22 protein-coding genes are annotated in these 22,404 nt (G+C 67.4%); 10 read left to right on the top strand and 12 right to left on the bottom strand.

Annotated elements, in window-relative coordinates; all coding sequences use genetic code 11:
- Window positions 1-19 precede the first annotated feature (19 nt).
- The gene (locus tag ACTIF2_RS12395) at window positions 20-1,561 is read right to left on the bottom strand and encodes a helicase HerA-like domain-containing protein (RefSeq protein WP_439497379.1); all 1,542 of its coding nucleotides are present in this window, start codon (window positions 1,559-1,561) and stop codon (window positions 20-22) included.
- Window positions 1,562-1,711: 150 nt separating this feature from the next.
- On the opposite strand from ACTIF2_RS12395, the gene ACTIF2_RS12390 reads away from it, so the two are divergent.
- The 5 genes from ACTIF2_RS12390 (at window position 1,712) to scpA (ending at window position 7,702) form a co-directional block, all read left to right on the top strand.
- Window positions 1,712-2,098, top strand: coding sequence for a DUF2267 domain-containing protein (locus ACTIF2_RS12390; RefSeq protein ID WP_439497378.1), 387 nt, complete (start codon window positions 1,712-1,714; stop codon window positions 2,096-2,098).
- Between the two features lie 166 nt (window positions 2,099-2,264).
- Window positions 2,265-4,274, top strand: coding sequence for a methylmalonyl-CoA mutase subunit beta (locus tag ACTIF2_RS12385; protein WP_439497377.1), 2,010 nt, complete (start codon window positions 2,265-2,267; stop codon window positions 4,272-4,274).
- Between the two features lie 13 nt (window positions 4,275-4,287).
- On the top strand, window positions 4,288-5,100 hold the full coding sequence (thiD, locus tag ACTIF2_RS12380; protein ID WP_439497596.1) for a bifunctional hydroxymethylpyrimidine kinase/phosphomethylpyrimidine kinase: 813 nt from the start codon (window positions 4,288-4,290) through the stop codon (window positions 5,098-5,100).
- Window positions 5,097-5,543: a hypothetical protein gene (locus tag ACTIF2_RS12375; RefSeq protein WP_439497376.1), complete on the top strand. Its 447-nt coding sequence runs from the start codon at window positions 5,097-5,099 to the stop codon at window positions 5,541-5,543. Before thiD ends, ACTIF2_RS12375 begins: the two co-directional genes overlap by 4 nt.
- Window positions 5,540-7,702 (top strand): methylmalonyl-CoA mutase, encoded by a 2,163-nt coding sequence (gene scpA, locus ACTIF2_RS12370; protein ID WP_439497375.1) that lies wholly within the window; start codon window positions 5,540-5,542, stop codon window positions 7,700-7,702. The genes ACTIF2_RS12375 and scpA overlap by 4 nt, the downstream gene beginning before the upstream one ends.
- 65 nt (window positions 7,703-7,767) lie before the next feature.
- Here the strand turns inward: scpA and ACTIF2_RS12365 are convergent, their stop codons facing one another.
- The 5 genes from ACTIF2_RS12365 to ACTIF2_RS12345 all read right to left on the bottom strand — a co-directional run bounded on the left by ACTIF2_RS12365 (window position 7,768) and on the right by ACTIF2_RS12345 (window position 12,090).
- The gene (locus ACTIF2_RS12365; protein WP_439497374.1) at window positions 7,768-8,037 is read right to left on the bottom strand and encodes a hypothetical protein; all 270 of its coding nucleotides are present in this window, start codon (window positions 8,035-8,037) and stop codon (window positions 7,768-7,770) included.
- Between the two features lie 99 nt (window positions 8,038-8,136).
- Window positions 8,137-8,925, bottom strand: a complete 789-nt coding sequence (locus tag ACTIF2_RS12360) for an ABC transporter permease (protein WP_439497373.1) — start codon at window positions 8,923-8,925, stop codon at window positions 8,137-8,139.
- Window positions 8,922-9,827: an ABC transporter permease gene (locus ACTIF2_RS12355; protein WP_439497372.1), complete on the bottom strand. Its 906-nt coding sequence runs from the start codon at window positions 9,825-9,827 to the stop codon at window positions 8,922-8,924. The genes ACTIF2_RS12360 and ACTIF2_RS12355 overlap by 4 nt, the downstream gene beginning before the upstream one ends.
- Window positions 9,824-11,020 carry an ABC transporter ATP-binding protein gene (locus ACTIF2_RS12350; protein ID WP_439497371.1) on the bottom strand — a complete coding sequence of 399 codons (1,197 nt, stop codon included), beginning with the start codon at window positions 11,018-11,020 and terminating at the stop codon, window positions 9,824-9,826. Before ACTIF2_RS12350 ends, ACTIF2_RS12355 begins: the two co-directional genes overlap by 4 nt.
- On the bottom strand, window positions 11,017-12,090 hold the full coding sequence (locus ACTIF2_RS12345) for a polyamine ABC transporter substrate-binding protein (protein WP_439497595.1): 1,074 nt from the start codon (window positions 12,088-12,090) through the stop codon (window positions 11,017-11,019). Before ACTIF2_RS12345 ends, ACTIF2_RS12350 begins: the two co-directional genes overlap by 4 nt.
- 184 nt (window positions 12,091-12,274) lie before the next feature.
- On the opposite strand from ACTIF2_RS12345, the gene ACTIF2_RS12340 reads away from it, so the two are divergent.
- The gene (locus tag ACTIF2_RS12340; RefSeq protein WP_439497370.1) at window positions 12,275-13,012 is read left to right on the top strand and encodes a DUF3750 domain-containing protein; all 738 of its coding nucleotides are present in this window, start codon (window positions 12,275-12,277) and stop codon (window positions 13,010-13,012) included.
- 7 nt (window positions 13,013-13,019) lie between these two features.
- Here the strand turns inward: ACTIF2_RS12340 and ACTIF2_RS12335 are convergent, their stop codons facing one another.
- A complete protein-coding gene (locus ACTIF2_RS12335) occupies window positions 13,020-13,454 on the bottom strand; it encodes an anthrone oxygenase family protein (RefSeq protein ID WP_439497369.1) in 435 nt (144 codons plus the stop codon).
- A gap of 198 nt (window positions 13,455-13,652) precedes the next feature.
- Window positions 13,653-14,936, bottom strand: coding sequence for a cystathionine gamma-synthase family protein (locus tag ACTIF2_RS12330; RefSeq protein ID WP_439497368.1), 1,284 nt, complete (start codon window positions 14,934-14,936; stop codon window positions 13,653-13,655).
- 143 nt (window positions 14,937-15,079) lie between these two features.
- On the opposite strand from ACTIF2_RS12330, the gene ACTIF2_RS12325 reads away from it, so the two are divergent.
- Window positions 15,080-15,541 (top strand): Lrp/AsnC family transcriptional regulator, encoded by a 462-nt coding sequence (locus ACTIF2_RS12325; RefSeq protein WP_439497367.1) that lies wholly within the window; start codon window positions 15,080-15,082, stop codon window positions 15,539-15,541.
- 11 nt (window positions 15,542-15,552) lie between these two features.
- On the opposite strand, the gene ACTIF2_RS12320 is transcribed toward ACTIF2_RS12325, so the two are convergent.
- From ACTIF2_RS12320 to ACTIF2_RS12305, 4 genes are all read right to left on the bottom strand, one after another.
- Window positions 15,553-15,921: a GFA family protein gene (locus ACTIF2_RS12320; RefSeq protein WP_439497366.1), complete on the bottom strand. Its 369-nt coding sequence runs from the start codon at window positions 15,919-15,921 to the stop codon at window positions 15,553-15,555.
- An 8-nt stretch (window positions 15,922-15,929) separates the two neighbouring features.
- A complete protein-coding gene (locus ACTIF2_RS12315; RefSeq protein ID WP_439497365.1) occupies window positions 15,930-16,832 on the bottom strand; it encodes an alpha/beta hydrolase family protein in 903 nt (300 codons plus the stop codon).
- A gap of 60 nt (window positions 16,833-16,892) precedes the next feature.
- Window positions 16,893-17,894, bottom strand: coding sequence for an alpha/beta hydrolase (locus tag ACTIF2_RS12310; RefSeq protein WP_439497364.1), 1,002 nt, complete (start codon window positions 17,892-17,894; stop codon window positions 16,893-16,895).
- Window positions 17,895-18,051: 157 nt separating this feature from the next.
- Window positions 18,052-19,185: an alpha/beta hydrolase gene (locus ACTIF2_RS12305; protein ID WP_439497363.1), complete on the bottom strand. Its 1,134-nt coding sequence runs from the start codon at window positions 19,183-19,185 to the stop codon at window positions 18,052-18,054.
- A gap of 140 nt (window positions 19,186-19,325) precedes the next feature.
- On the opposite strand from ACTIF2_RS12305, the gene meaB reads away from it, so the two are divergent.
- The 3 genes from meaB to ACTIF2_RS12290 all read left to right on the top strand — a co-directional run bounded on the left by meaB (window position 19,326) and on the right by ACTIF2_RS12290 (window position 22,380).
- On the top strand, window positions 19,326-20,300 hold the full coding sequence (gene meaB / locus ACTIF2_RS12300) for a methylmalonyl Co-A mutase-associated GTPase MeaB (protein WP_439497594.1): 975 nt from the start codon (window positions 19,326-19,328) through the stop codon (window positions 20,298-20,300).
- A 17-nt stretch (window positions 20,301-20,317) separates the two neighbouring features.
- The gene (locus tag ACTIF2_RS12295; protein ID WP_439497362.1) at window positions 20,318-20,935 is read left to right on the top strand and encodes a pyroglutamyl-peptidase I family protein; all 618 of its coding nucleotides are present in this window, start codon (window positions 20,318-20,320) and stop codon (window positions 20,933-20,935) included.
- Window positions 20,936-21,000: 65 nt separating this feature from the next.
- On the top strand, window positions 21,001-22,380 hold the full coding sequence (locus tag ACTIF2_RS12290) for a TIGR03808 family TAT-translocated repetitive protein (protein WP_439497361.1): 1,380 nt from the start codon (window positions 21,001-21,003) through the stop codon (window positions 22,378-22,380).
- Window positions 22,381-22,404 lie beyond the last annotated feature (24 nt).

Raw genomic sequence — 22,404 nt, 5'->3', positions numbered from 1 at the left:
GGCCGCCCCGCGTCGCCGGCTAGCGGCGCCCGCCCGTGATCGAGCCGAGCACGCCGCGCAGGATCGCCGAACCGATCTGGCGGCCGACCGAGGATGCGGCCGAGCGCGCCGCCGAGGTGATGATCTTCTCCGTCATGCTTTGCGGCATGCGCCCGCCGCGGCTGCCGGGGCCGGTCTTCGGCCGCTCGCCGCCGCTCGCGTTGCCGAACCAGCCACCGATCGTATCCATGATGCCGCCGCCACCCTCGGCCGAAGCCTCGATCGGCGAGCCGTCGCCGTTCAGGCCCTTGCGCTTCATCAGCTCCTCGTAGGCCGACTCACGATCGATCATCGTGTCGTATTTGCCCTTGAAGCCGGAACTCGCCATCGCCGCCTGGCGCACCTCCTGCGAGACCGGGCCGACCTGCGCCATCGGCGGCGCGATCAGGGTGCGCTCGACCATGGTCGGCGTGCCCTTGCCTTCGAGCGTCGAGGTCAGGGCCTCGCCGACCGCGAGCTGGGTGATCGCCTCGTCGGTCTTGAATTTTGGGTTCTGGCGGAAGGTCTCGGCGGCGGCCTTCACCGCCTTCTGGTCGCGCGGCGTGAAGGCGCGCAGCGCATGCTGGACGCGGTTGCCGAGCTGGGCCAGCACGGTGTCGGGGATGTCGAGCGGGTTCTGCGTCACGAAATAGACGCCGACGCCCTTCGAGCGGATCAGCCTGACGACCTGCTCGACCGCGGTGAGCAGCACCTTGGGCGCGCCGTTGAAGAGCAGATGCGCCTCGTCGAAGAAGAACACGAGCTTGGGCTTGTCGAGATCGCCGACTTCGGGAAGCTGCTCGAACAGCTCGGAGAGCAGCCAGAGCAGGAAGGTCGCGTAGAGCCGCGGATTGGCCATCAGCTTATCGGCGGCCAGCATGTTGATGATGCCGCGCCCGTCGCGGTCGGCCCGCATCAGGTCGTTGATATCGAGCGCCGGCTCGCCAAAGAACAGCTCGCCCTTCTGGTTCTCCAGCACCAGCAATTGCCGCTGGATTGCGCCGACCGACTGGGCCGAGACGTTGCCGTATTGCGTCGTCAGCGTCGACGCGTTCTCCGCGATGAAGGCGAGGATCGCGCGCAGGTCCTTGAGATCGAGCAGCAGCAGCTTCTGTTCGTCGGCGATGCGGAAGGCGATGTTGAGCACGCCCTCCTGGGTGTCGTTGAGATCGAGCAGGCGCGAGAGCAGCAGCGGGCCCATCTCCGAGATGGTGGCGCGCACCGGGTGGCCCTGCTCGCCGAACACGTCCCAGAACACGGTGGTGAACTGGTCAGGTTCGTAGGGGATATCGAGCTCCTTGGCGCGCTTGACGAAGGGCGGCTTCGAATCGCCCAGTGCGGCGACGCCCGAAAGGTCGCCCTTAATGTCGGCCGCGAAGACCGGGACGCCGTGGCGGGCGAAACCTTCCGCCAACACCTGCAGGGTCACGGTCTTGCCGGTGCCGGTCGCGCCGGTGATCAGGCCATGCCGGTTGGCGAATTTGAGCAGGAGTTCTTCCGGCTTTGCGCTCTTGCCGATCAGGATCGTGCCATCATCCGCCATGAGGTCGCCTCTGCTGTAATCCGACTGTCAGGTTGAAGGGTGTAGCCAAAGCGCGGCGCGGGCGGAAGCCTCATCCCGGTTTGATTCAGATCGTAAATATGTAAACTATCTCCGGACGGCGCGAGCCAATCTCTGACTGAGGACTTATCCATGGATGAACTGATCTCCCGCATCGTGGCGGCTTCGGGCCTCGATGAAGGCCTCGCCCGCAAGGCGATCGGCATCATCCTCGCCTTCCTGCAAAAGGAAGGCCCCGCTGCCGAGATCGGCCAATTGATGGCAGCGCTGCCCGGCGGCCAGGAGCTCGCCAACAGCGAGAGCGGCGCCAAGGGCGGGCTGATGGGCGCCGTCGGCGGCCTGATGGGCGGAGGCGGCGGCGTGATGGCGCTCGGCGGCCAGCTGATGGGCGCCGGACTCTCGATGGGCCAGATCCAGAGCGTCTCGAAGGAAATGTTCGCTGTTGGCCGCGAGAGGGCCGGCGAGGACACGATGGGCGCGATCGTCGGCGCAATTCCCGGTCTCGGCCAGTTCGTCTGAGCTGATACCGCCTCGACGAGACCAGACGCCGCCCTCACGGGCGGCGTTCGCTTTTCGCGCGTGTTTGCGCACGCCGCTTACGACGAACTAGGGATGGCGGTGCGGCCGCGCCCATGGCAATCAGCGTTTCGCGATTGCACAATGGCGCAAAGAGGAGCATCGCCGCGTGACCAATCCGGCTTCGGCAACAGACCTGCCCTTTATGGAGGCTTTTGCGAGCCCGTCGCTAGAGCAATGGCGCAGCGCCGTCGAGAAGGTGCTCAAGGGCGCCGATTTCGAGAAGCGCCTGGTCGCCCAGACCGCCGACGGCATCCGGATCGAGCCCCTCTATGCCGCCGCCAGCCCGTCCGCGCGGCCCGCGCGCGCTGAGGCCGGCCGGTGGCATGTCGGCGCGCGCATGGATCATCCCGATCCTGCCGAGGCGCACACGCTCGCCCTTGCCGATCTGGAAGGCGGAGCCGACTCGCTCGTGCTGAGCTTCGCCGGAGCACGCGCCGCGCGCGGCTATGGCCTCGTCGCCGATGACGTCGCGGCGCTCGACACCGCCCTCGACGGCGTGATGCTGGACCTGATCCGGCTCCGCCTCGACCCTGCCGGCGGCGGGCGGATCAATGCCCTGCTGGTCGCCGCGCTCGTCGAGCGGCGCGGCCTCGCGCCGGATGCCGTGGCAATCGATTTCGGGATGGATCCGATCGGCCTGCTGGCCAGCGAGGGGCGCTTCGCGGCCTCCTGGCCGGAGATCGGCCGCCGCCTTGCCGGGACCATCGACGCCTTGCGGACGCGGGGGTTCAAAGGCCCCTTCGTCACCGCGGATGCCCGGCTTTATCACGAAGCCGGGGCAACCGAGGCGCAGGAACTCGGCGCGACCATGGCAACCGCGATCGCCTATCTTAGGGCGCTCGAGGCCGGCGGCATGGCGCTAGGCGAGGCCCGCGACGCGGTCTCCTTCGTCCTCGTCGCCGATACCGACGAGTTCATGACGATCGCCAAGTTCCGCGCCGCGCGCCTGCTCTGGCAGCGGGTGCAACAGGCCTGCGGGCTCGATCCGAAGCCGATGGTGCTGAATGCCGAGACCGCCTGGCGCTCGCTGACCAGGCGCGACCCCTGGGTCAATCTGCTGCGCGCGACGGTCGCGACCTTCTCGGCCGGCGTCGGCGGCGCGGACTCGCTCACGGTGCTGCCCTTCACCGCCGCGCTCGGCCTGCCCGATGCCTTCGCCCGCCGCACCGCCCGCAACACCCAGCTCGTGCTGCTCGAGGAGGCCAATCTCTGGCGCGTCGCTGATCCCGCCGCGGGCTCGGGCGGCTTCGAGGCGCTGACCCGGGCGCTTTGCGAGCAGGCCTGGAGCAAGCTGCAGGATCTCGAGCGCGAGCAGCATGAAGGCCTCGGCGGCATCGTGGCGGCTCTCGCCAATGGACATGTGCAGCAGGGCCTGGCGCGGCAACGGCAGACCCGCATCAAGGCCATCTCGACGCGCCGCGAACCGATCACGGGCACGAGCGAGTTTCCGCATCTCGCCGAAGCGCCGGTCGGCGTGCTCGACATCGCGCCGGTGAAGCGCGTGAAACCGGCAATGCCGACGACGAAGGCCGCGGAGCAGGATCAGGGCGCATTGATCGACCGCCTCGCCAGAGGCGCGGTGCGTGCGGATGCCGTCACGCCCCCCGCGCAGGGCCTGAACGCCGAGCCTCTTCCCTCGGTCCGGCTCGCCGAACCTTTCGAGGCACTGCGCGACAAGGCCGATGCGCTGACGAAGGATCGTGGCCAGCGACCGCTCGTCTTTCTCGCGACGCTGGGCCCGATCGCCGATTTCAGCGCCCGGGCCGGGTTCGCCCGCAACCTGTTCGAGGCCGGAGGCCTGGCGGCTCCGGGGCATGACGGCTTTTCGACTGGCGCCGCGACGGATATCGCAGCCCTCGTCGCAGCCTATGAAGCGTCGGGCGCGCGTCTCGCCTGCCTGTGCGGCTCCGATGCCGGCTATGCGGCCGAGGGCGCCGCCGCCGCGCAAGCCCTGCGCAAGGCCGGAGCGACCGTCTGGCTCGCAGGCAGGCCGGGCGACCTGGAAGGTCCATTGAACAATGCGGGAGTGGCATCGTTCATCTTTGCAGGATGCGATGTGATCGCCGCGCTGGAAAATGCGCAGGAGATCGCCTCGGCAGAGACCGCAGCGCCCTGACGCGAGGACCTGAATAGTGACGCCCATCGCCCTCACCATCGCCGGCTCGGATTCGAGCGGCGGCGCCGGCATCCAGGCCGATCTCAAGACCTTTGCGGCGCACCAGGTCTATGGCGCCAGCGTGATCGTCGCGCTGACGGCCCAGAACACCACCGGCGTCACCGGCATACATGCCGTGCCGGCCGATTTCGTCGCCCAGCAGATCGACGCCGTCTTCTCGGACCTCGACGTCGCGGCCGTGAAGATCGGGATGCTCGCCACGGCCGAGTTGATCGAGACGGTGGCAGCGGGCCTCATCCGGCACGAGGCCCGCAATATCGTGCTCGACCCGGTCATGGTCGCGGCTTCAGGCTCGCGCCTGCTCGAGGACAACGCGGTCGCGGCCATACGCAGGCACCTCTTCCCGCTCGTGACGCTGATCACGCCGAACCTGCCGGAAGCCGCCGCGCTGCTCGGCAGCAGCATGGCCGAAACCGACGAGGCCGTCGACGAGCAGGCCGGCAAGCTCGCCGCGCTCGGCGTGGCCAATGTCCTGATCAAGGGCGGCCATGGTGGCGGCGAAACGAGCACCGACCTGCTGCTGCTCTCTGGCGGGGCGCGCCAGCGCTTCAGCGCACCGCGCTACGAGACCCGCAACACCCATGGCACCGGCTGCACGCTGTCCTCGGCGATCGCGGCAGGCCTCGCCAAGGGGCTCGACCTGCCCGAGGCGGTCGGGCATGCCAAGAGCTATATCACCGCCGCCATCGCGGCCGCCGACCAGGTTCCGGTTGGCCATGGCCACGGACCGGTGCATCATTTCCACCATTGGTGGGACAAGGCATGAGCGATCAGGCGGCCAAATCGTATCCGAAGCGCCAGGCGCTGCATGCGCGCCGTGAAGAGCGCCTGAGGCGCGAGATCGCCCTGCTCGAGCACATGGACGGACGCCTGTGGCGGAAGGCGCTGGTGTGCTCCGCCTTCGCGGTCGCCCTGACAGCCGCATTGTTGACGCTCGTCGCGATCAAGCTGCACTGGTTCAGCTATAATCCGACCGCGATCTCTCTGGCCTGCCTTGCGATAGCCGCTGCCGCCTGGTGGCTCGGACGCTACACGCTCTGGATACCGGCCGTGCTGGTCGTCGTCGCGCTCGCGATCGTCTTCGAGGGAGTGGACCTCCCCGGCGAAGGGTGGAGCGACAGTAAGGAAAAGCCGGACCGGCGCGCGAAAGTTGCCGCCGCACTGGCGAAGAGGCGAGCCCGTCTCATGAAACTGGAGGCGCAACCATGACCGCCATCCCCGATTTTACGACCCTGTCCTTTGCGGCGGCGTCCAGCGCAGCAGCCTCGCAGACCTCTGGAGAGCCTTGGCTGACGCCCGAGGGCATCCCGGTCAAGCCGGTCTATACGGCGCAGGATCGCGAAGGCCTGCCCTTCGTCGATACGCTGCCCGGCATCGCGCCTTATCTGCGCGGCCCCTACCCGACCATGTATGTCAACCAGCCCTGGACGATCCGGCAATATGCCGGCTTCTCCACGGCCGAGGATTCCAACGCCTTCTACCGGCGCAACCTCGCCGCCGGCCAGAAGGGGCTCTCGGTCGCCTTCGACCTCGCGACCCATCGCGGCTATGACAGCGATCATCCGCGCGTCGGCGGCGATGTCGGCATGGCCGGCGTCGCGATCGACTCGATCTACGACATGCGCACGCTGTTCTCCGGCATCCCGCTCGACCAGATGAGCGTGTCGATGACGATGAACGGCGCGGTGCTGCCGGTTCTGGCGCTCTATATCGTCGCGGCCGAGGAACAGGGCGTGCCGCAGGCAAAACTCTCGGGGACGATCCAGAACGACATCCTCAAGGAGTTCATGGTCCGCAACACCTATATCTATCCGCCCGGCCCCTCGATGCGGATCATCGGCGACATCTTCGCCTTCACCTCGGCGAACATGCCGAAATTCAACTCGATCTCGATCTCCGGCTACCACATGCAGGAGGCGGGCGCGACGCAGGACCTGGAGCTCGGCTACACGCTCGCCGACGGGGTCGAGTACATCCGCGCCGGCCTTGGGGCGGGCCTTGGCGTCGATGTCTTCGCGCCGCGGCTCTCCTTCTTCTGGGCCATCGGCATGAACTTCTTCATGGAGGTGGCCAAGCTCAGGGCCGCCCGGCTGATCTGGGCCAAGCTCGTCAAGGATTTCGGGGCGCAGAACGAGAAGTCGCTGCCGTTACGCACCCATTGCCAGACGAGCGGCTGGTCGCTGACGGCGCAGGACGTGTTCAACAACGTGCCGCGCACGATGATCGAGGCGATGGCGGCGACGCAGGGCCACACCCAGTCGCTCCATACCAACGCGCTCGACGAGGCGCTGGCGCTGCCGACCGATTTTTCGGCGCGCATCGCCCGCAACACCCAGATCCTGCTGCAGCAGGAGAGCGGCACCAGCCGGATCATCGATCCGTGGGGCGGCTCCTATTACGTCGAGCGCCTCACCGCCGAACTCGCGAAAAAGGCCTGGGCCCATATCCAGGAGGTGGAAGCGCTGGGCGGCATGGCCAAGGCGATCGAGGCCGGTATTCCGAAGCTGCGTATCGAGGAGGCTGCCGCCAAGACGCAGGCCCGCATCGACGGCAACCAGCAGGCGATCATCGGCGTCAACCTCTACAAGCCCGAGAACGAAGCTTCGATCGATGTGCTCAAGGTCGACAACGCCTCGGTGCGGGCGCAGCAACTCGACAAGCTTCGCCGCCTCAAGGCCGAGCGCAATGAGGCCGAGACGCAGGCCGCCCTGGCCGCGCTGACCAATGGCGCGAAAGGCGACGCCAACCTGCTCGATCTCGCGGTCAAGGCGGCGCGCGCCAAGGCGACGGTCGGCGAGATCTCGATGGCGATGGAGCAGGTGTTCGGGCGCCACCGCGCCGAGATCAAGTCGATCTCGGGTGTCTACAAGCGGGAGGTCGGCACGATGAACCCGGCAGTCACACGCGTCCAGATGATGACGCAGGCCTTCGAGGAAGCGGACGGGCGCCGCCCGCGCATCCTCGTCGCCAAGATGGGCCAGGACGGGCACGACCGCGGCCAGAAGGTCATCGCTTCCGCCTTCGCCGATCTCGGCTTCGACGTCGATATCGGGCCGCTTTTCGCGACCCCGGACGAGGCGGCGCGCCAGGCGGTCGAGAACGATGTCCATATCGTCGGCGTCTCCTCGCTGGCGGCGGGCCATCTGACGCTGGTGCCGGAGCTGAAGGGCGCGCTCGCCAAGGCGGGCCGGCCCGACATCATGATCGTCGTCGGCGGCGTCATCCCGCCGCAGGATTTCCCGGCTTTGATGGAAGCCGGCGCGAGCGCGATCTTCCCGCCCGGCACGGTGATCGCCGACGCTGCCGAGAAGCTGCTGGAAGAACTCAACCAGCGGCTCGGCTACAGCCAGCGCAGCGCAGCCGAATAGCGGGCAGGCGCGGCCCTCGTCGAGCCGCGCCTGTCGCCACGATTACGGGATGGCGCCGCGCGACATCAGCGCCAGCCGTAACCGTAGCCCTGATGCTGATCCGGCCGGACCTGGCGCCGCTCGGCATCGCCGTAACGGCGCCAGTATCGCGCGCCCCAATAGCCGTAGACAGCCGGAGGAGACGGCCGCCAGCCATAGGCGGGGCGCTCCTGCTGCCGATCCCAGCGCCCCTCATAGGCAGCAGCCGGGCCGGTTCCGGCGAGGCTTGCAGCAGCCAGAGCCGCGGCGCCGATAACAAGGGCGGCGATGCCGGCGGAAGCGAATTTGCGGAGCATGATCCTGATCCAGTGTGGCGGCAGGGCGATCGCCTTGCCTGACACGGAGATTTGCAGGTTCCGGCTGAACGGCCCTTGAGGGGCCGGTTCACCAACCGTTCAATTGCCGGAGAGCTGATCGCGCTTGAGCAGCAGCGAGGCCGCGATCACGACAACGGCGACCGCTCCGACCATGATCGTGCAGGCTGCGTTGATCTCCGGCGAGACCCCGAGCCTGACCGCCGAATAGAGCCGCATCGGCAAGGTGGTCGCGCCCGGCCCGGTGGTGAAGCTCGCGATGACGAGATCGTCGAGGGAGAGCGTGAAGGACAGCATCCAGGCTGCGGCCACCGCCGGCCAGATCAGCGGCAAGGTGACGGTCCAGAACGTGGCGACCGGCGTCGCGCCGAGATCGCGCGCGGCCTCCTCCAGCGAGCGGTCGAAGCCTGTCAGCCGCGCCTGCACGACGATGCAGGCGAAGCCGAGGCCGAAGGTCGCGTGCGCGATCGTCACGGTCCAGAAGCCGCGCTCGATATCGGCCGCGACGAAGAGCAGCAGCAGCGACAGGCCGGTGATCACCTCCGGCATGACCAGCGGCGCCAGCACCATGCCCGAGAACAGCGTGCGCCCGCGAAAGGTGCCGTGACGCGCGAGCGCCAGCGCGGCCAGCGTGCCGAGCGCGGTCGCGACCGTCGCCGAGACGAAGGCGAGGCGGATGCTGAGCCAGGCCGCACTGAGCAGCGGCTCGTTTCCCATGAGAGCGCCGTACCAATGCGTCGAGAACCCGCCCCAGACCGTCACCAGCCGGGAGGCGTTGAAGGAATAGGCGATGAGCGCGAGGATCGGCAGGTAGAGGAAGGTGAAGCCGACGATCAGCGCGAGAATCAGGCCGGGGCCGAGCCGCTTCATGCTGCCCCTCCCCGCGCGAGCCGCGCCCGCTGCAGCAGCGCCAGCGGCGCCACCAGCACGACGAGCAGGACAACCGCGACAGCCGAGGCCAGCGGCCAGTCGCGGTTTGAGAAGAACTCGTTCCAGAGCACCTTGCCGATCATCACGGTGTCCGGCCCGCCGAGCAGATCGGGGATGACGAACTCGCCCACGGCCGGAATGAAGACCAGGGCCGAGCCGGCCAGGATGCCCGGCAGGGACAGCGGCAGCGTCACCGTGGCGAAGGCGGTCAGCGATGACGCGCCCAAATCGGCAGCGGCTTCGAGCAGCGAGCGGTCGAGCTTCTGCAAGGTCGCGAAGAGCGGCAGCACCATGAAGGGCAAATAGGAATAGACCATGCCGATCAGCACGGCCGCCTCGGTGTTGAGCAGCCGCAGCGGCTCGCTCGTCACTCCCAGACCGGCCAGGACCATGTCGAGCAGGCCTTCGGGACGCAGGATGCCGATCCAGGCGTAGACCCGGATCAGGAAGGAGGTCCAGAACGGCAGGATGACGAGGACCAGCAGCAGGCCCTGCCAGCGCTTCGGCGCCGCCGCCATCGCATAGGCCAGCGGATAGCCGATGGCGAGCGCGACCAGGGTCGTCAGCCCGGCGATGCGCAGCGAATAAAGGTAGCTTTGCCAATAGAGTGGGTCGTCGCCGAGCAGCTTGAAGTTCTCGAGATCGAGTGCCGCGATGAACTCTCCGAGCTGCGAAAAGCCCTCGAAATGCGGCGCATAGGGCGGCAGGTCCATGGCCGCATCGGAGAACGCCATGCGCAGCACGATCGCGAATGGCGCGAGGAAGAACAGCAGCAGCCAGAGATAGGGCACTGCCACGACGAGCCGTCCGAGCCGGCGCAGAGGAGCCGCCGCCGTCGTCATGGTGGCAGGACGATGCCGGCCTCGACATCCCAGGAGAGCCAGACCTTGTCCTCCCAGGCGAAGGGGCGCTCGATCCGGCGCGTGCGATTGGCGAGCGCCACCTTCAGCAATTGCCCGTCATCGCCGCCGACCATGACCTGAACCATGGTGAAATCGCCGAGATAGCCGATATCCCAGATCTCCCCGGCGACCTTGTTGAGCGCCTGGGCCGGCTCGTCATGGCTCAGGCTGATCTTTTCCGGCCTCAGGCCGACGCAGATCGCCTCCCCGGTGGCGAGCGAAGCCGCCTCCTCGTCGAGCTCGACGACGCCGGTCATGGCGGTCTCGACCCGGACGGTCTCGCCGGCAACGGAGGCGACATGCCCCTCCAGGATGTTGATGTCCCCGACGAACTCGGCGACGTAGCGGCTGCTTGGCGCCTCGTAGATCTCGTCCGGCGGGCCGATCTGGACGAGCCGGCCATGGTTCATCACCGCCATGCGGTCGGCCATGGTCATCGCCTCGTCCTGATCATGGGTGACGACCATGAAGGTCAGGCCGAGCTCGCTCTGCAGGTCCATCAGCTCGAACTGGGTCGCCTCGCGCAGCTTGCGGTCGAGCGCCGCCATCGGCTCGTCGAGCAGAAGCAGCTTCGGGCGCTTGGCGAGCGAGCGGGCGAGCGCGACGCGCTGGCGCTGACCACCCGAGAGCTGGTCGGGCCGGCGCTTCTCAAGCCCGTCGAGCTTGACGAGCGCCAGCATCTCCCGGACCCGGCTGGCGATCTCGGCGCGCGGCAGCCCTTCCCGTCTGAGGCCATAGGCAATGTTGTCGTCGACACTCAGATGCGGGAACAGCGCATAGGACTGGAACATCATGTTGACCGGCCGGCGATGCGGCGGCACGGCCGTGATGTCGACGCCGTCCAGAAGGATCTCGCCGGCATCGGGCTGCTCGAACCCGGCGAGCATGCGCATCAGCGTGGTCTTGCCGCAGCCCGAGGCGCCGAGCAGCGCGAAGAACTCGCGCGGATAGAGCGCGAGCGAGAGATCGTCGACCGCCGTCACCATGCCGAAGCGCTTGCTGACATTCCTGAAGACGACCAGCGGCTCGGCCGCCGGATCGTTCCAGGGCTGGAAGGCGCGGCGCACGCTACCGGGCGAAGCCCTGCGCTTCACCCGGGCCGGCGCGGCCGACGCGGCGCCGGGCGCGGTCATTTGCCGGTCTTGACGCGGGTCCAGAGCCGGTTGACCAGCCTCTGGCTCTTCTGGTCATAGGGCGTGATCGTATAGAGCCGCGCCATAACCTCGTCCGGCGGGTAGATGCCGGGATTGTCGCGGACGGCGGCCGAGAGCAGCGGCTTAGAGGCGATGTTGCCATTGGCGTACTGGATGAAATCGGAGTTCTTCGCCGCCATCTCCGGGCGGTTGACGAAATCGATGAATTTCAGCGCCGCGTCGGGATTGCCCGCGTCCTTCGGAATCACGAAGGAATCGAACCACATCAGCGCGCCCTCCTTCGGGATGGAATAGGCGATCTCGACCTTGTTCTTGGCCTCTTCCGCCCGCTTCTTCGCCTGGAGGATGTCGCCCGAATAGCCGACCGCCAAGCAGATATCGCCATTGGCGAGCGCGTTGATGTATTCTGACGAGTGGAACTTCTGGATATGCGGGCGCATCTTGCGCAGCAATTCGCCGGCCTTGTTCAGGTCGGCCTCCTTCTTGGAATCCGGATCGAGGCCGAGATAGCGCAGCGCCGCTGGGAACATTTCCTCCACGGCGTCAAGGACATGGACGCCGCAATTGGAAAGCTTCTTCAGCTTCTCGGGATCGAACAGAATGCTCCAGGAATCGACGACCGTGTCGGAACCGAGCCGCTCCTTGATCTTGGCAATGTTGTAGCCGATCCCGGTCGTGCCCCACATGTAGTTCACGGCGAACTTGTTGTCGGGGTCGTATTTGGCCAGGCGCTGCCGGATTTCCGGCCAGGCGTTCTTCAGGTTCGGGACCTTAGCCGTGTCGATCGGCGCATAGAGGCCGAGCGGGATATGGCGCGGCAGGAACGAGGCCGTGACGACGATCAGGTCATAGCCGGTCTTGCCGGCGAGCAGCTTGGTCTCGACCGTCTCCATCTGGTCGAAGGTGTCGTAGACGACCGTGATGCCGGTCTCCTTCTTGAAGGCGTCGAGCACCTCCGGGTCGACATAGTCCGACCAGTTGAAGATGCGCAGCTGCTTGTCCTGCGCGTCCGCCGGCGTTCCCGCGATCAGCGCCCAGCCAAGCGCCATGGCTGTCGCGAGGCCTTTCAGCCCCCGTCCCGATGCACCCAATCTGCCCCTCCTCTGCGAGTGAACCGCTACTCAGCGGGCGGCACGCTATCAGCTTGCCGGCAAGCCTCAACCACCTTTTCGTGATGGGCTACTCCGCACGCCCGTCTTGCAGCGCAACAATCTACCCACATATTCTGCGCCGATGCGCCTCGCCCGCCGGTTCCTGATCCTTTTCACGCTCCTGTTCCTGCTGCCGGTCGCCACCCATGCGGCCTGGTGGCAATGGCAGCCGCTCGCGCCGGACTGGCGCCGTGCCGACTGGTCGAGCGCGCAGCTCCTGCCGGCGGCCGCGATCGAGCCCGACGCCACGATCCATGTCTTCGCCGCCCGCGTCGGGCGCTGGCGCGGCATCTTCGCGCATCACTCCTGGGTCGTGGTGAAGGAGAAGGGCGCCAGTGCCTATACCCGCTTCGACGTCGTCGGCTGGGGCAACCCTGTGCGGGTCAACCATCGCGAGGCCGACGGACGCTGGTTCGGCAATGTTCCGGAGCTGGTCACGGAGATCAGGGGTCCGCGCGCCGAGGCGCTGATCCCGCGCATCCGCGAGGCGGTGAAGAGCTACAGCTACAGCACCTATGGCAGTTACTCGGCCTGGCCCGGGCCGAACTCGAACAGCTTCGTCCAGCATGTCCTGGCCGAGGTGCCGGAGCTCGCCCACGCCCTGCCCCCGACGGCGATCGGCAAGGACTGGCGCGCCGACGGGCTCTTCGCCGGAATGACGCCGAGCCGCACCGGCATCCAGGCCTCGCTGTTCGGCATCGCCGGCGTGACGCTCGGCTGGGTCGAAGGCATCGAGATCAACCTGCTCGGCCTCGTCGCCGGGCTCGATATCCGCGAGCCGGCGCTGAAGCTGCCGGGCTGGGGGCGGGTGGGGATCTGAGAGCGCCTCAGATCGCGAGCGTCGCCCACAGGAACGCCAGCGTCGCCAACGCGCCCAACACCGTCCGGACTGCGTGCAGCCCTCCCCATTTGACGATGAGCGCGCGGGTCTCGGGAGCAGGCGCGGCCGGATCCATCGCCATCAGCGCGTTGTTGGTCGGCATGATGCCGAACAGGGTCCAGGGCCAGTTCGCGACGATCAGGATCGCGCCGAGCAGAAACGCGCCGGCTCCCGTCTGCCACCAGGCGATCAGGCCGAGAACACAGCCGATAGCCGCAAGCGGCGCCTGCATCGCGAAGCCACGTTTGTAGGAGGGCTGCCACTCGGTCAGCAGCGCCCGGTCGTCGAGCAGGAGACGCGACGGCTGCTCGGCGACATTCACGTAAAGCGCGGCGCCGGTGAAAACGGCAGCGACGACCAAGGCCAGTTGTCCTGCGAGCATGGGCGGCTCCGCCAGCGATCTGCCAGATGGCCTCCAGCTTAGGCGAGAGCTGGCGCGGCGCAAGCACGCGAAGTCGACTGAGACGTCGCTGGGGAGAGTCTGCTGGCGCGGCTGTCGAGAACCGGAGCGCAGCGGACTGATGTCCGTGAGCACCGGAAGCGGAGACGGCCGCGTCAGGCGACCGCCCCAGTAGACGCCTCACACCGCTTCGAAAGCCTGCGCCAGATCCGAGATCAGGTCCTCGATATTCTCGATGCCGACCGAGATGCGGATCAGCGCGTCGGTGAGGCCGATCTCCTCGCGCAGTTCGCGGGCGACGCCCGAATGGGTCATCGCGGCCGGATGGGACACCAGCGTCTCCGTGCCGCCCAGGCTGACGGCAAGCTTCATGATCTGCAGATTGTCGAGGACCGCGAAGGCCTCCCTCTCGCCACCCTTGACGTCGAAGGCGAAGGTCGAGCCGGGCGCCGTGCACTGCCTGTCGAAGACCGGCTTGCGCGGATCGCCTTCCTGCAGATCGCCGAGATAATGCAGCTTCGCGACCTTGGGGTGGCTGGCGAGATACTCGGCCACGAGAGCTGCGTTCTCGTTGGCCCGGCTCATGCGGATGTCGAGCGTCTCGAGCGAGCGCATCAGCATCCAGCAGGAATTCGGGTCGGCTTGCGTGCCGAGCGAACCGCGCCAGCTCTTGACCTGCCGCACCAGTGCCTCGGAGCCGCTGATCGAGCCACCGACCAGATCGCTGTGGCCGCCGACATATTTGGTCAGCGAGAGCAGCGAGAGATCGGCGCCGTGCTTCAGGGGCTTCTGGAATTTCGGACCGAGCATGGTGTTGTCGACCACGATCGGCGGGCGATGGCCCTGCGATTGCTCGAGCTCGTCGGCGATGGCGGCGCAGGCAGCGAGATCGACCAGCCCGTTGGTCGGGTTCGCCGGCGTCTCGACCAGGATCATGGCGACGCGCCCCTTGGCCGCCGCGGCCTTGGCGGTCTCGCGCATCTGCGTGACGTCGACGCCGTCGGTGAAGCCGAAGGCGGTGACACCGAAGGCGCCCATCTGGTTCTTCAGCAAGGTCTCGGTGCCGCCATAGAGCGGGCGGCTATGGATGATGGTGTCGCCGGGCCGGATGAAGGCGAAGCAGGTCGTCGCGATCGCCGCCATGCCGCTGGCGAAGACGGCGCATTTCTCGGCCTCGTCCCAGATCGCCAAGCGATCCTCGAGGATCTCCATATTGGGATGGTTGAAGCGCGAATAGACCAGGCCCGACTTCTCGCCGGGCTTCAGCTGACGCCGTCCCGAGGTCAGGTCGAAGAAGTCCTTGCCCTGCTGGGCGTTCTCGAAAACGAAGGTCGAAGTCAGGAAGACCGGCGGCTTGAGCGAGCCTTCCGACATGGCCGGCGAGTAGCCATAACCCATCATCAGGGTCTCGGGATGGAGCCGACGGTTGGCGATGCGGTCCTTGTGATAGTTGTTGTCGCTCATCGCGCTCTCCTGTGCCGGCATCGGGCCTAGCCGCGTGCCCGACAGGTTAGGCCGTTCCGCGCGGCATTGCATGAACGATAGCGATTGTTCTACAGGCACATCGTGCAGGTTCCTGCTCCCAAACAATGATGAGGTAGCATCTTATGCTCGACGCGACGGACCGCCGGATGCTCGCGCTGTTGCAGGAGGACGGCCGCATCACCAATCAGGACCTGTCCGAGAAGATCGGCCTCTCGCCGACGCCGTGCCTGCGGCGGCTGAAGCGGCTGGAGGAGAGCGGCGTGATCCGCGGCTATTCCGCGATCCTCGACCCCAAGGCCTATGGCCTGCCCTTCAGCGTCTTCGTCTCGATCCGACTCTCCCAGCAGACGCAGGAGCATATCGCCGAATTCGAGAAGGCGGTCGAAAGCTGGAACGAGGTCGCCGAGTGCTATCTGATGACCGGCTCGCAGGACTATCTGCTGCGCGTCGTCACCGACGGGATCGAGGGCTACGAGCGTTTCCTGAAGCAGAAGATCACGCGGCTGAAATGCATCCAGTCGGTGGAATCGAACTTCGCCATGGCGACGATCAAGAAGCGGATCGGCCTGCCGCCGCTATCGTGACCGCGGGGCGCCTAGTCGAGATAGCGCCAGCTCGACGCGCCATCGAGCGTCCTGATCCGGAGCCCCGCGATATCGTCCGGCTCCATCATCCGGGTGTTGACGCCGAGCCTGGTGTCGTCGCCGGCATCGCGCCTGCGCTCGTGGAACATGACGCAGCCGCAGATCCGGCAATGCTTGAAGGTGAGCGCCCCGGTCTCGCGCCGGCTATAGCCTGCGAGCGCATCGGTGGGAGAACAACGAACCGCCACCGACCCTCGCCGGTAATAGGCCCATAGCGCGCCGTAGCGGCGGCAGATCGAGCAGTTGCAGGCCGTGAGTTGTCGTGGCCGGCGCGCGATCTCGAGCGTCACAGCCCCGCAATCGCAGGATGCGCTTGGCATTGCCCGTCTCAGGGCTTGCCGAACAGCGCCTGAGCCGCGGCGCTCGCCATCTTCCGCTGCTCATGCGCGACGCCGGGCACGATGATCTCGCGCCACGGGCTGGCGACGCCGAGACGCTTCGCCTCGGCTGCCGCGACCGCAACGAAATTCTGACCGCGGACGAACCGGCTCGGGCCCTGCGCCTCGGCGCCTTTCGACGTGTTGAGCTGCGGATGGTTGGGGTCGGTGTCCTGGTCGCCGAGCATGATCAGGAGCGGCCGGGCAAAAGCGGCTTTCGTGCTCACCTCCGTCGCTGGCGTCCCATCGAGTGAAAACGGAAAGCTGAAGCCGCCCGCGGCCTCCTTGCCGATCGGCAAGGTGTAGTAGCCCGCATTGGCGGTGATCGCGGTCGAGAAGCGCGCCTCCGGCATCAGCAGCACCATGCGGTGAACGAACTGAGCGCCGGCGGAATGGCCGAACAGGACGTAAGTGTCGCCCGCGACGCGGCCGCTCTTCAACGCCTGGTCGAAGAAGCGCTCGATGACGGCATAGACCCATTTCGCGCGATCCGGCTCATCCCGCACGCCGCCCTGCTGATAGAGACGGGTCGGGAAACGCTCCTTGTCGAAATGCGGCGCGGCGACGAGCAGCCCGTAGCGGTCGGCCGCATCGACCCAGTTGTCTCGGGCCCCTGCCGCGTTGCGCCCCAGCCCGTGCATCGAGATCACCAGTGGGCACGGCTTGGCCGCGCAGGCCTGCGGCACATAGGTCTCGACATTGATCGTCTCGGTGCCCGAGGGCGAGACATCCTCATGCAGGACATGCGAACGCCCGACCTCCTGGAACGGCTTGAGATCGTGAGCGGCGGCTGGCGCCACGTGCGCGAGCCCGGCGAGAAGAAACACACTCGTCAGACGCGAGAGATTGTCCATAGCCGGGGCCTCCTGCTGGCGCGCTATCCTGCTCCCGGCTCGCCTCTCGCGACAAGCGCCTCAGACGCCGGCCCGGTCCATCGCCCGGCGCACGACCTGCGTGACCTCGCTATCGGTCAGGAAGAGGTCGTGCCGCAGCATGCTCCAGCCGCGCCCGGCAGTGTCGGCGACGCGGACGCCGAGCTTCTCCAGCCGCTCCCGGTCGGCGGTGCCGGCGCGGGCGACGCCGCCGGCGATCCGCGCCGAGACGGCAAGCGCCCTGTCGCCCGGATCGATGATCAGCGTCATCCGGCTGGCGAGCGGGCCGAGCCTGGAGACCGTCTGCTCGAAGGCGTCGATGTCGATATCGGGCGAGGCGAAGACGACGGCGCCGATACGGGCCGAGACATCGGTCGATTCGCGCAATTCGCGCAGGCCTTCGAGGGTCAGGAAGGTGCCCATCGAATGCGCCACGATATGGATCCGGCCGACCGTCGGATTGGCGACGAGGGCGCGCAGCGCCTGCACGAAGCCGTCCCGCGACCAGAGCGCGCTTTCCCGGTCATAGCCGTAATCGAAGAGCTTGCCGCCGGACGGCCAGGTGAAGAGCGCGGTCCGCCCCTGGAATTTCAGGGCATGCGAGAGCTGGGCCGCACTGCGGGCCGCCGACGCGAAGGTTTCGTTATAGCCGTGGACAAAAAGCAGCACGTCGCGCCCGTTCGCGGCCTCCGAGAAGGCGCGCGCCGCATCGCTGGACGTCCGGTTGCCGACGCTGACGACGCTCCAGTCGCTGCCGACGCTCGCCGCGACGACGCCACGCCCCGGCGGGGACAGCCGCGCTTCGGCGAAGCTGAGACCGGAGCCGCGGTCGGGCCCGAAGAAGGGCTCGCGGTCGCCGAGCGACTTGCGCGTCGTCACGACCAGGAGCGAAGGGTCGCGCCCGAAGGTGGAGGAATCGGCATGGGCCGTCTCGGTGAAGGGCGACATCGCCGCTTCGGTCTGCGCACAGGCCGACAGCCCGAGCGCGAGGAATGCCGCGAGCAAGGCGAAGCGAATAGAAGGAGCGCGCCGCGAATCGGGCATGGCGTGTCGAAAGTCCGCTGGTTCGAGAATGCAGCCGAATTGGCCAGCGATGCCTTAAGGCCAAGCTAACGCGGCCAGAATGCGGCAGTCCTGCATCGAATTCTCGACTTCGGCTCACAGTGGCGCGGGTGCAACAACCCGCGCCGGATGCGCCGCGCTATTGCGCGACGATGGCGGCCGGCGCCGTCACCACGAGTTCGAGCGTGCCGCCGACCGTGCCGACCACGCCGCCCGCGATATCGCCGAGGCGATCGCCGAAGCCCGGACCGCGCGTCGCAATGCCGCGGTCGGCCTGCAGGCGGCGGCCGATCATCTGGACGACCTTGGGCGAGGCGGCGAACTTGCCATGGTTGAGGCTGTCGCTGCTCGAAACCTCGGACAGGTCGATGATGTCGACCTTGGATTTTTCGAGATCGGCGACGATGTCCTTGTCCTTCGCCGAGATCGCACCCAGCCGCTTCTTGTCGCCGGCAAAGCGGCGCGAGAAATCGAGCGCCCTGTCATCGGCCGAAACGAAGACCGTCACCGGTCGCTTGATCTCCCGTATCAGCGTCTTGAACACGTCGAGATCGACATCGGGCGCCGCCAGCATCACGTCGCGCAGCTTGCCGCCGAAACTGCCGTCACCGCGGATCGCGGCCTGCCGCAAGGTCTCCAGCGTCAGCAAGGTTCCCATCGAATGGGCCAGGATGTCGATGCGGCTCGGCCCGAGATCGCTCGCGATGGCGCGCAGGTTCATTTCGAGGAAGTCGCGCGAATAGAAGGCGCTTTCGCGGTCATAGGGATAGGCCAGCAACTGCCCGCGTGACGGCCAGGTGAACAGCACCGGCACGCCCTTGAAGCCGGAATCATGGACGATCTGGGCAAAGCGGTAGGCGGCGTCGGCAAAACTGGTGTTGAAGCCGTGGACGAAGACCAGCACCTCGCGCGCGCTCGCCGGGCGCGCCTGGATCTCACGGCGGACGCGGGCGACGATCGGCGGCAAGTCGAGGCGCTGGACCGAGGTGACGGCAAAATGCTGCGCCGGATTGATCTTGTCGTAGCTGCCGGGCAGCTCGAGCTCTCCCGGCTTATGGGCGCGGGGCACGGAAATATCGACTTCGGCGAAGGCCAGCTTGGGGCCGCGCTCACCGGTGAAATAGAACGGCTCGGCGCCGGGCTCGCGCGTGGTGGCCACATACATCCGGACGGTGCCGGCCGTATCGGCCTGGTTGACCGAGGCCAGGGTGAGCGTTCGCGGCGGCCCACCGCAGGCGCCGAGCGCAAGCGGAGCCAGCAACGCGATCGCCATTATTCGAAGCCGGAACGCCGCGCGGATCATGGATTGGACTCGTCTCACCGCCACGGGGGATGTTCAAGATGCATCCATGACACAGTGATGACCAGATTGTCTCCTTGTCGCCCCTGCCCAAGCCTTGCTACTTGCCAGCCATGGTCGATGTCGCCGCCCTTGAAGACGCGATTCTCGCCGGCGAGCGGGCCGCGCTCGCGCGCGCCATCACGCTCGCGGAATCAAGGCGCGCCGATCACCGCGAGCAGGCTCACAGACTGATCCAGCGTCTGCTGCCGCATGCCGGCGGGGCCAACCGCGTCGGCATCACCGGCGTTCCCGGCGTCGGCAAGTCGACAGTGATCGACGCGCTCGGCACGTATCTCACCGGGCTCGGCCACAAGGTCGCCGTGCTGGCGGTCGACCCGTCATCGACACGCAGCGGCGGCTCGATCCTCGGCGACAAGACGCGCATGGCGCGGCTCGCGGTCGATCCGAACGCCTATATCCGCCCCTCGCCCTCGTCGGGGACGCTCGGCGGCGTCGCCGCCAAGACGCGGGAGACGATGCTGCTCTGCGAGGCGGCCGGCTTCGACGTCATCCTGGTCGAGACCGTCGGCGTCGGCCAGTCGGAGACCGCGGTCGCCGATCTCACCGATTTCTTCCTTGTGCTGATGCTGCCCAATGCCGGCGACGAATTGCAGGGCATCAAGAAGGGCATCGTCGAGATCGCCGACATGATCGCGGTCAACAAGGCCGACGGCGCGGGAGCGAACGCGGCCCGCGCCGCGGCCGCGCAATATCGGTCCGCGCTGCACATCCTTGCGCCGAGCTCCTCGCTCTGGTCGACGCCGGTCGTGACCATATCGGGGCTGACGGGCGACGGACTCGACGCGATGTGGTCGAAGGTCGAGGATCATCGCGCCCGGCTCGGCGCCAAGGGCCTGATCGCCGAGAAGCGCCGCAGGCAGGACGTGAAATGGATGTGGGCGATGGTGGAAGACCGGCTCCAGGCCAGGCTCCGCCACGACCCGGCGCTGAAGGCGCGGACACCGATGCTCGAGGCGGCCGTGGGCGCCGGCGAACTCAGCCCGACCCTGGCCGCCGACGAGATCGCGAAGGCGCTCGGCCTGTGATCGGGGAACGCGGCCGAATGGACATCCTCGTCACCGGCTTCGGCCCCTTCCCGCATGTCAGGGTCAATCCGACCACCATTCTGGCGCGAGAGATCGCGAGGCGCCTGCGCCGGGGCGGTCTCGACGCGCAAGCTCTCGTTCTCGAGACTAGCTATTCCGGCGGGCTGCCGGCCTTGCGTGCATTCCTGGCCGACAGGAAGCCGAGGGCGATCCTGATGCTGGGGCTGGCGGCGCGGGCGCGCTTCGTCAGGGTCGAGCTCTTCGCGCGCGGCCGCTCCAGCCAGCTCCATCCCGACGCGACGGGCGGGACTGCAGGTCGGGCCTCCGCCTCACGAGCCCTGCCCGCCCGGACAACCACAAATGCCGAAGGTGCGCTCGCGATCCTGAAACGGAGGCGGCTGCGCTCGCGTCTCTCGCCCAGCGCCGGGCGCTATCTTTGCGATGCCTGCTACGCGGTGGCGCTGGCGGCCGACAGCCGGGAGAAGGTGCCGGTTCTCTTCGTGCATGTGCCGTGGCTCCGGCCAGCTGCCGGGCGCAAGCCAGCCGGCCGCGTCCCGGCCTTTCGCCCGGATGCCGCATCGCTCGGCGCCGCCTTGGCCGAGATCGGCCGCATGATGGCCCGGGCCGGCCGCTGACGTCCCGGAACGCGACATTCCAGGCGGCATGCCGCTTGTAGCTCTGCGCGGCCACGGAGGTCCTCATGGCTCTTTCCCGGCGCTCCCTGCTGGCTGCGACCCTTTTTGGCACAGGCGCACTCGCCGTCGGCCCTGCCCTCGCGCAATCCAGACCGAGGGCGGACGCGGCGACACCGCTTGGCCAATGGGGGCTGGAGGCAAGCCATTTCGGTTTGCGCGCCGGCTCGGCCGAGGATCAGTCGCGGGTCCTGCAGAACGCGTTGCTCGAAGCGTCGAAGCGTGACGCGCCGCTCCTCATTGCTCCCGGCCGCTACCGCATTTCCAGTGTCGTGCTGCCGGAAGGCGCCCGCCTGATCGGGGTGCCGGGCGCGACGCAGTTCATCGCCGCGCAGGCCGGCCCGCTCCTGGTTGTGCGGCGGATCAAGCGCGCCGCCCTTGTCGGCCTCGGCCTCGACGGGCTCGACATCCGCCTCGGCCAGCGCGCAGGCCTCCTGGCGGCGGACGAGGTCGCCGATCTCAGCCTGAGCGACTGCGACTTCGCCAATGCCGGATCGGTCGGCCTGACACTGAACCGCACGGCCGGGCGCATCCAGGGCAACCGTTTCCGCAGCATGCAGGATTCCGCGCTGTTCTCGCTCGATTCGCGCGGGCTCTCGATCGAGGGCAACCAGGTCGAGGATTGCGGCAATAACGGCATCCAGATCTGGCGCAGCCAGGCCGGCGACGACCAATCGCTGGTGCGCGGCAACCGGATCAACCGCATCCGCTCGGATGCCGGCGGCGACGGGCCCAATGGCAACGGCATCAGCCTCTACCGTGCCGGCGGCGTCATCATCGAGGGCAACACGCTGCGCGATTGCGCGCTGACCTTCATCCGCAACAATTCCGGCTCCGGCGTGCAGATCATCGGCAATCAGGGCCGGCGCTGCGGCGAGGTCGCGCTCTACTCGGAATTCGCCTTCGAGGGCGCGATCATCAGCAACAACCTGGTCGAGGATTGCGCACAGGGCGCCAACATCACCAATCTCGACCATGGCGGCCGGCTGTCGGTCTTCGCCAACAACATCATCCGCAACGCCCAGAAAGGTCTTGCGCCGAAGGGCAAGGAGCCGGTCGGCGGCGTCGGCGTGCATGTCGAGGCCGAGGCGACGGTGACCGGAAACGTCATCGAGAACGCCAGCGAGATCGGTATCTCGCTCGGCTGGTCCTGGGGCATGCGCAACCTCGTCGCGACCGGCAACATGGTGCGCAAGACCGGGATCGGGATCGGGATCTCGCTCGTGCCGAAGGAGCGTACTGCCCTGATCGCCAACAACGTGATCTCGGAGGCGAGGCTGGGCGCGGTCGTCGGCACGGAATACGGCAAACCCGTCACCGGCGACCTGACGCGAGGGGCCGACAAGCGGGCCGCAGGCATCCGGGTGGACAACAACGCAGTCAGCTAGCGCGCCTTTCGCGCCAATTGAGAA

It is taken from the genome of Allobosea sp. (assembly GCF_051860145.1).
Taxonomy (GTDB): domain Bacteria; phylum Pseudomonadota; class Alphaproteobacteria; order Rhizobiales; family Beijerinckiaceae; genus Allobosea.
Note: the sequence above shows the minus strand (reverse complement) of the source record. Positions and strands in the feature narration are given on the sequence as shown.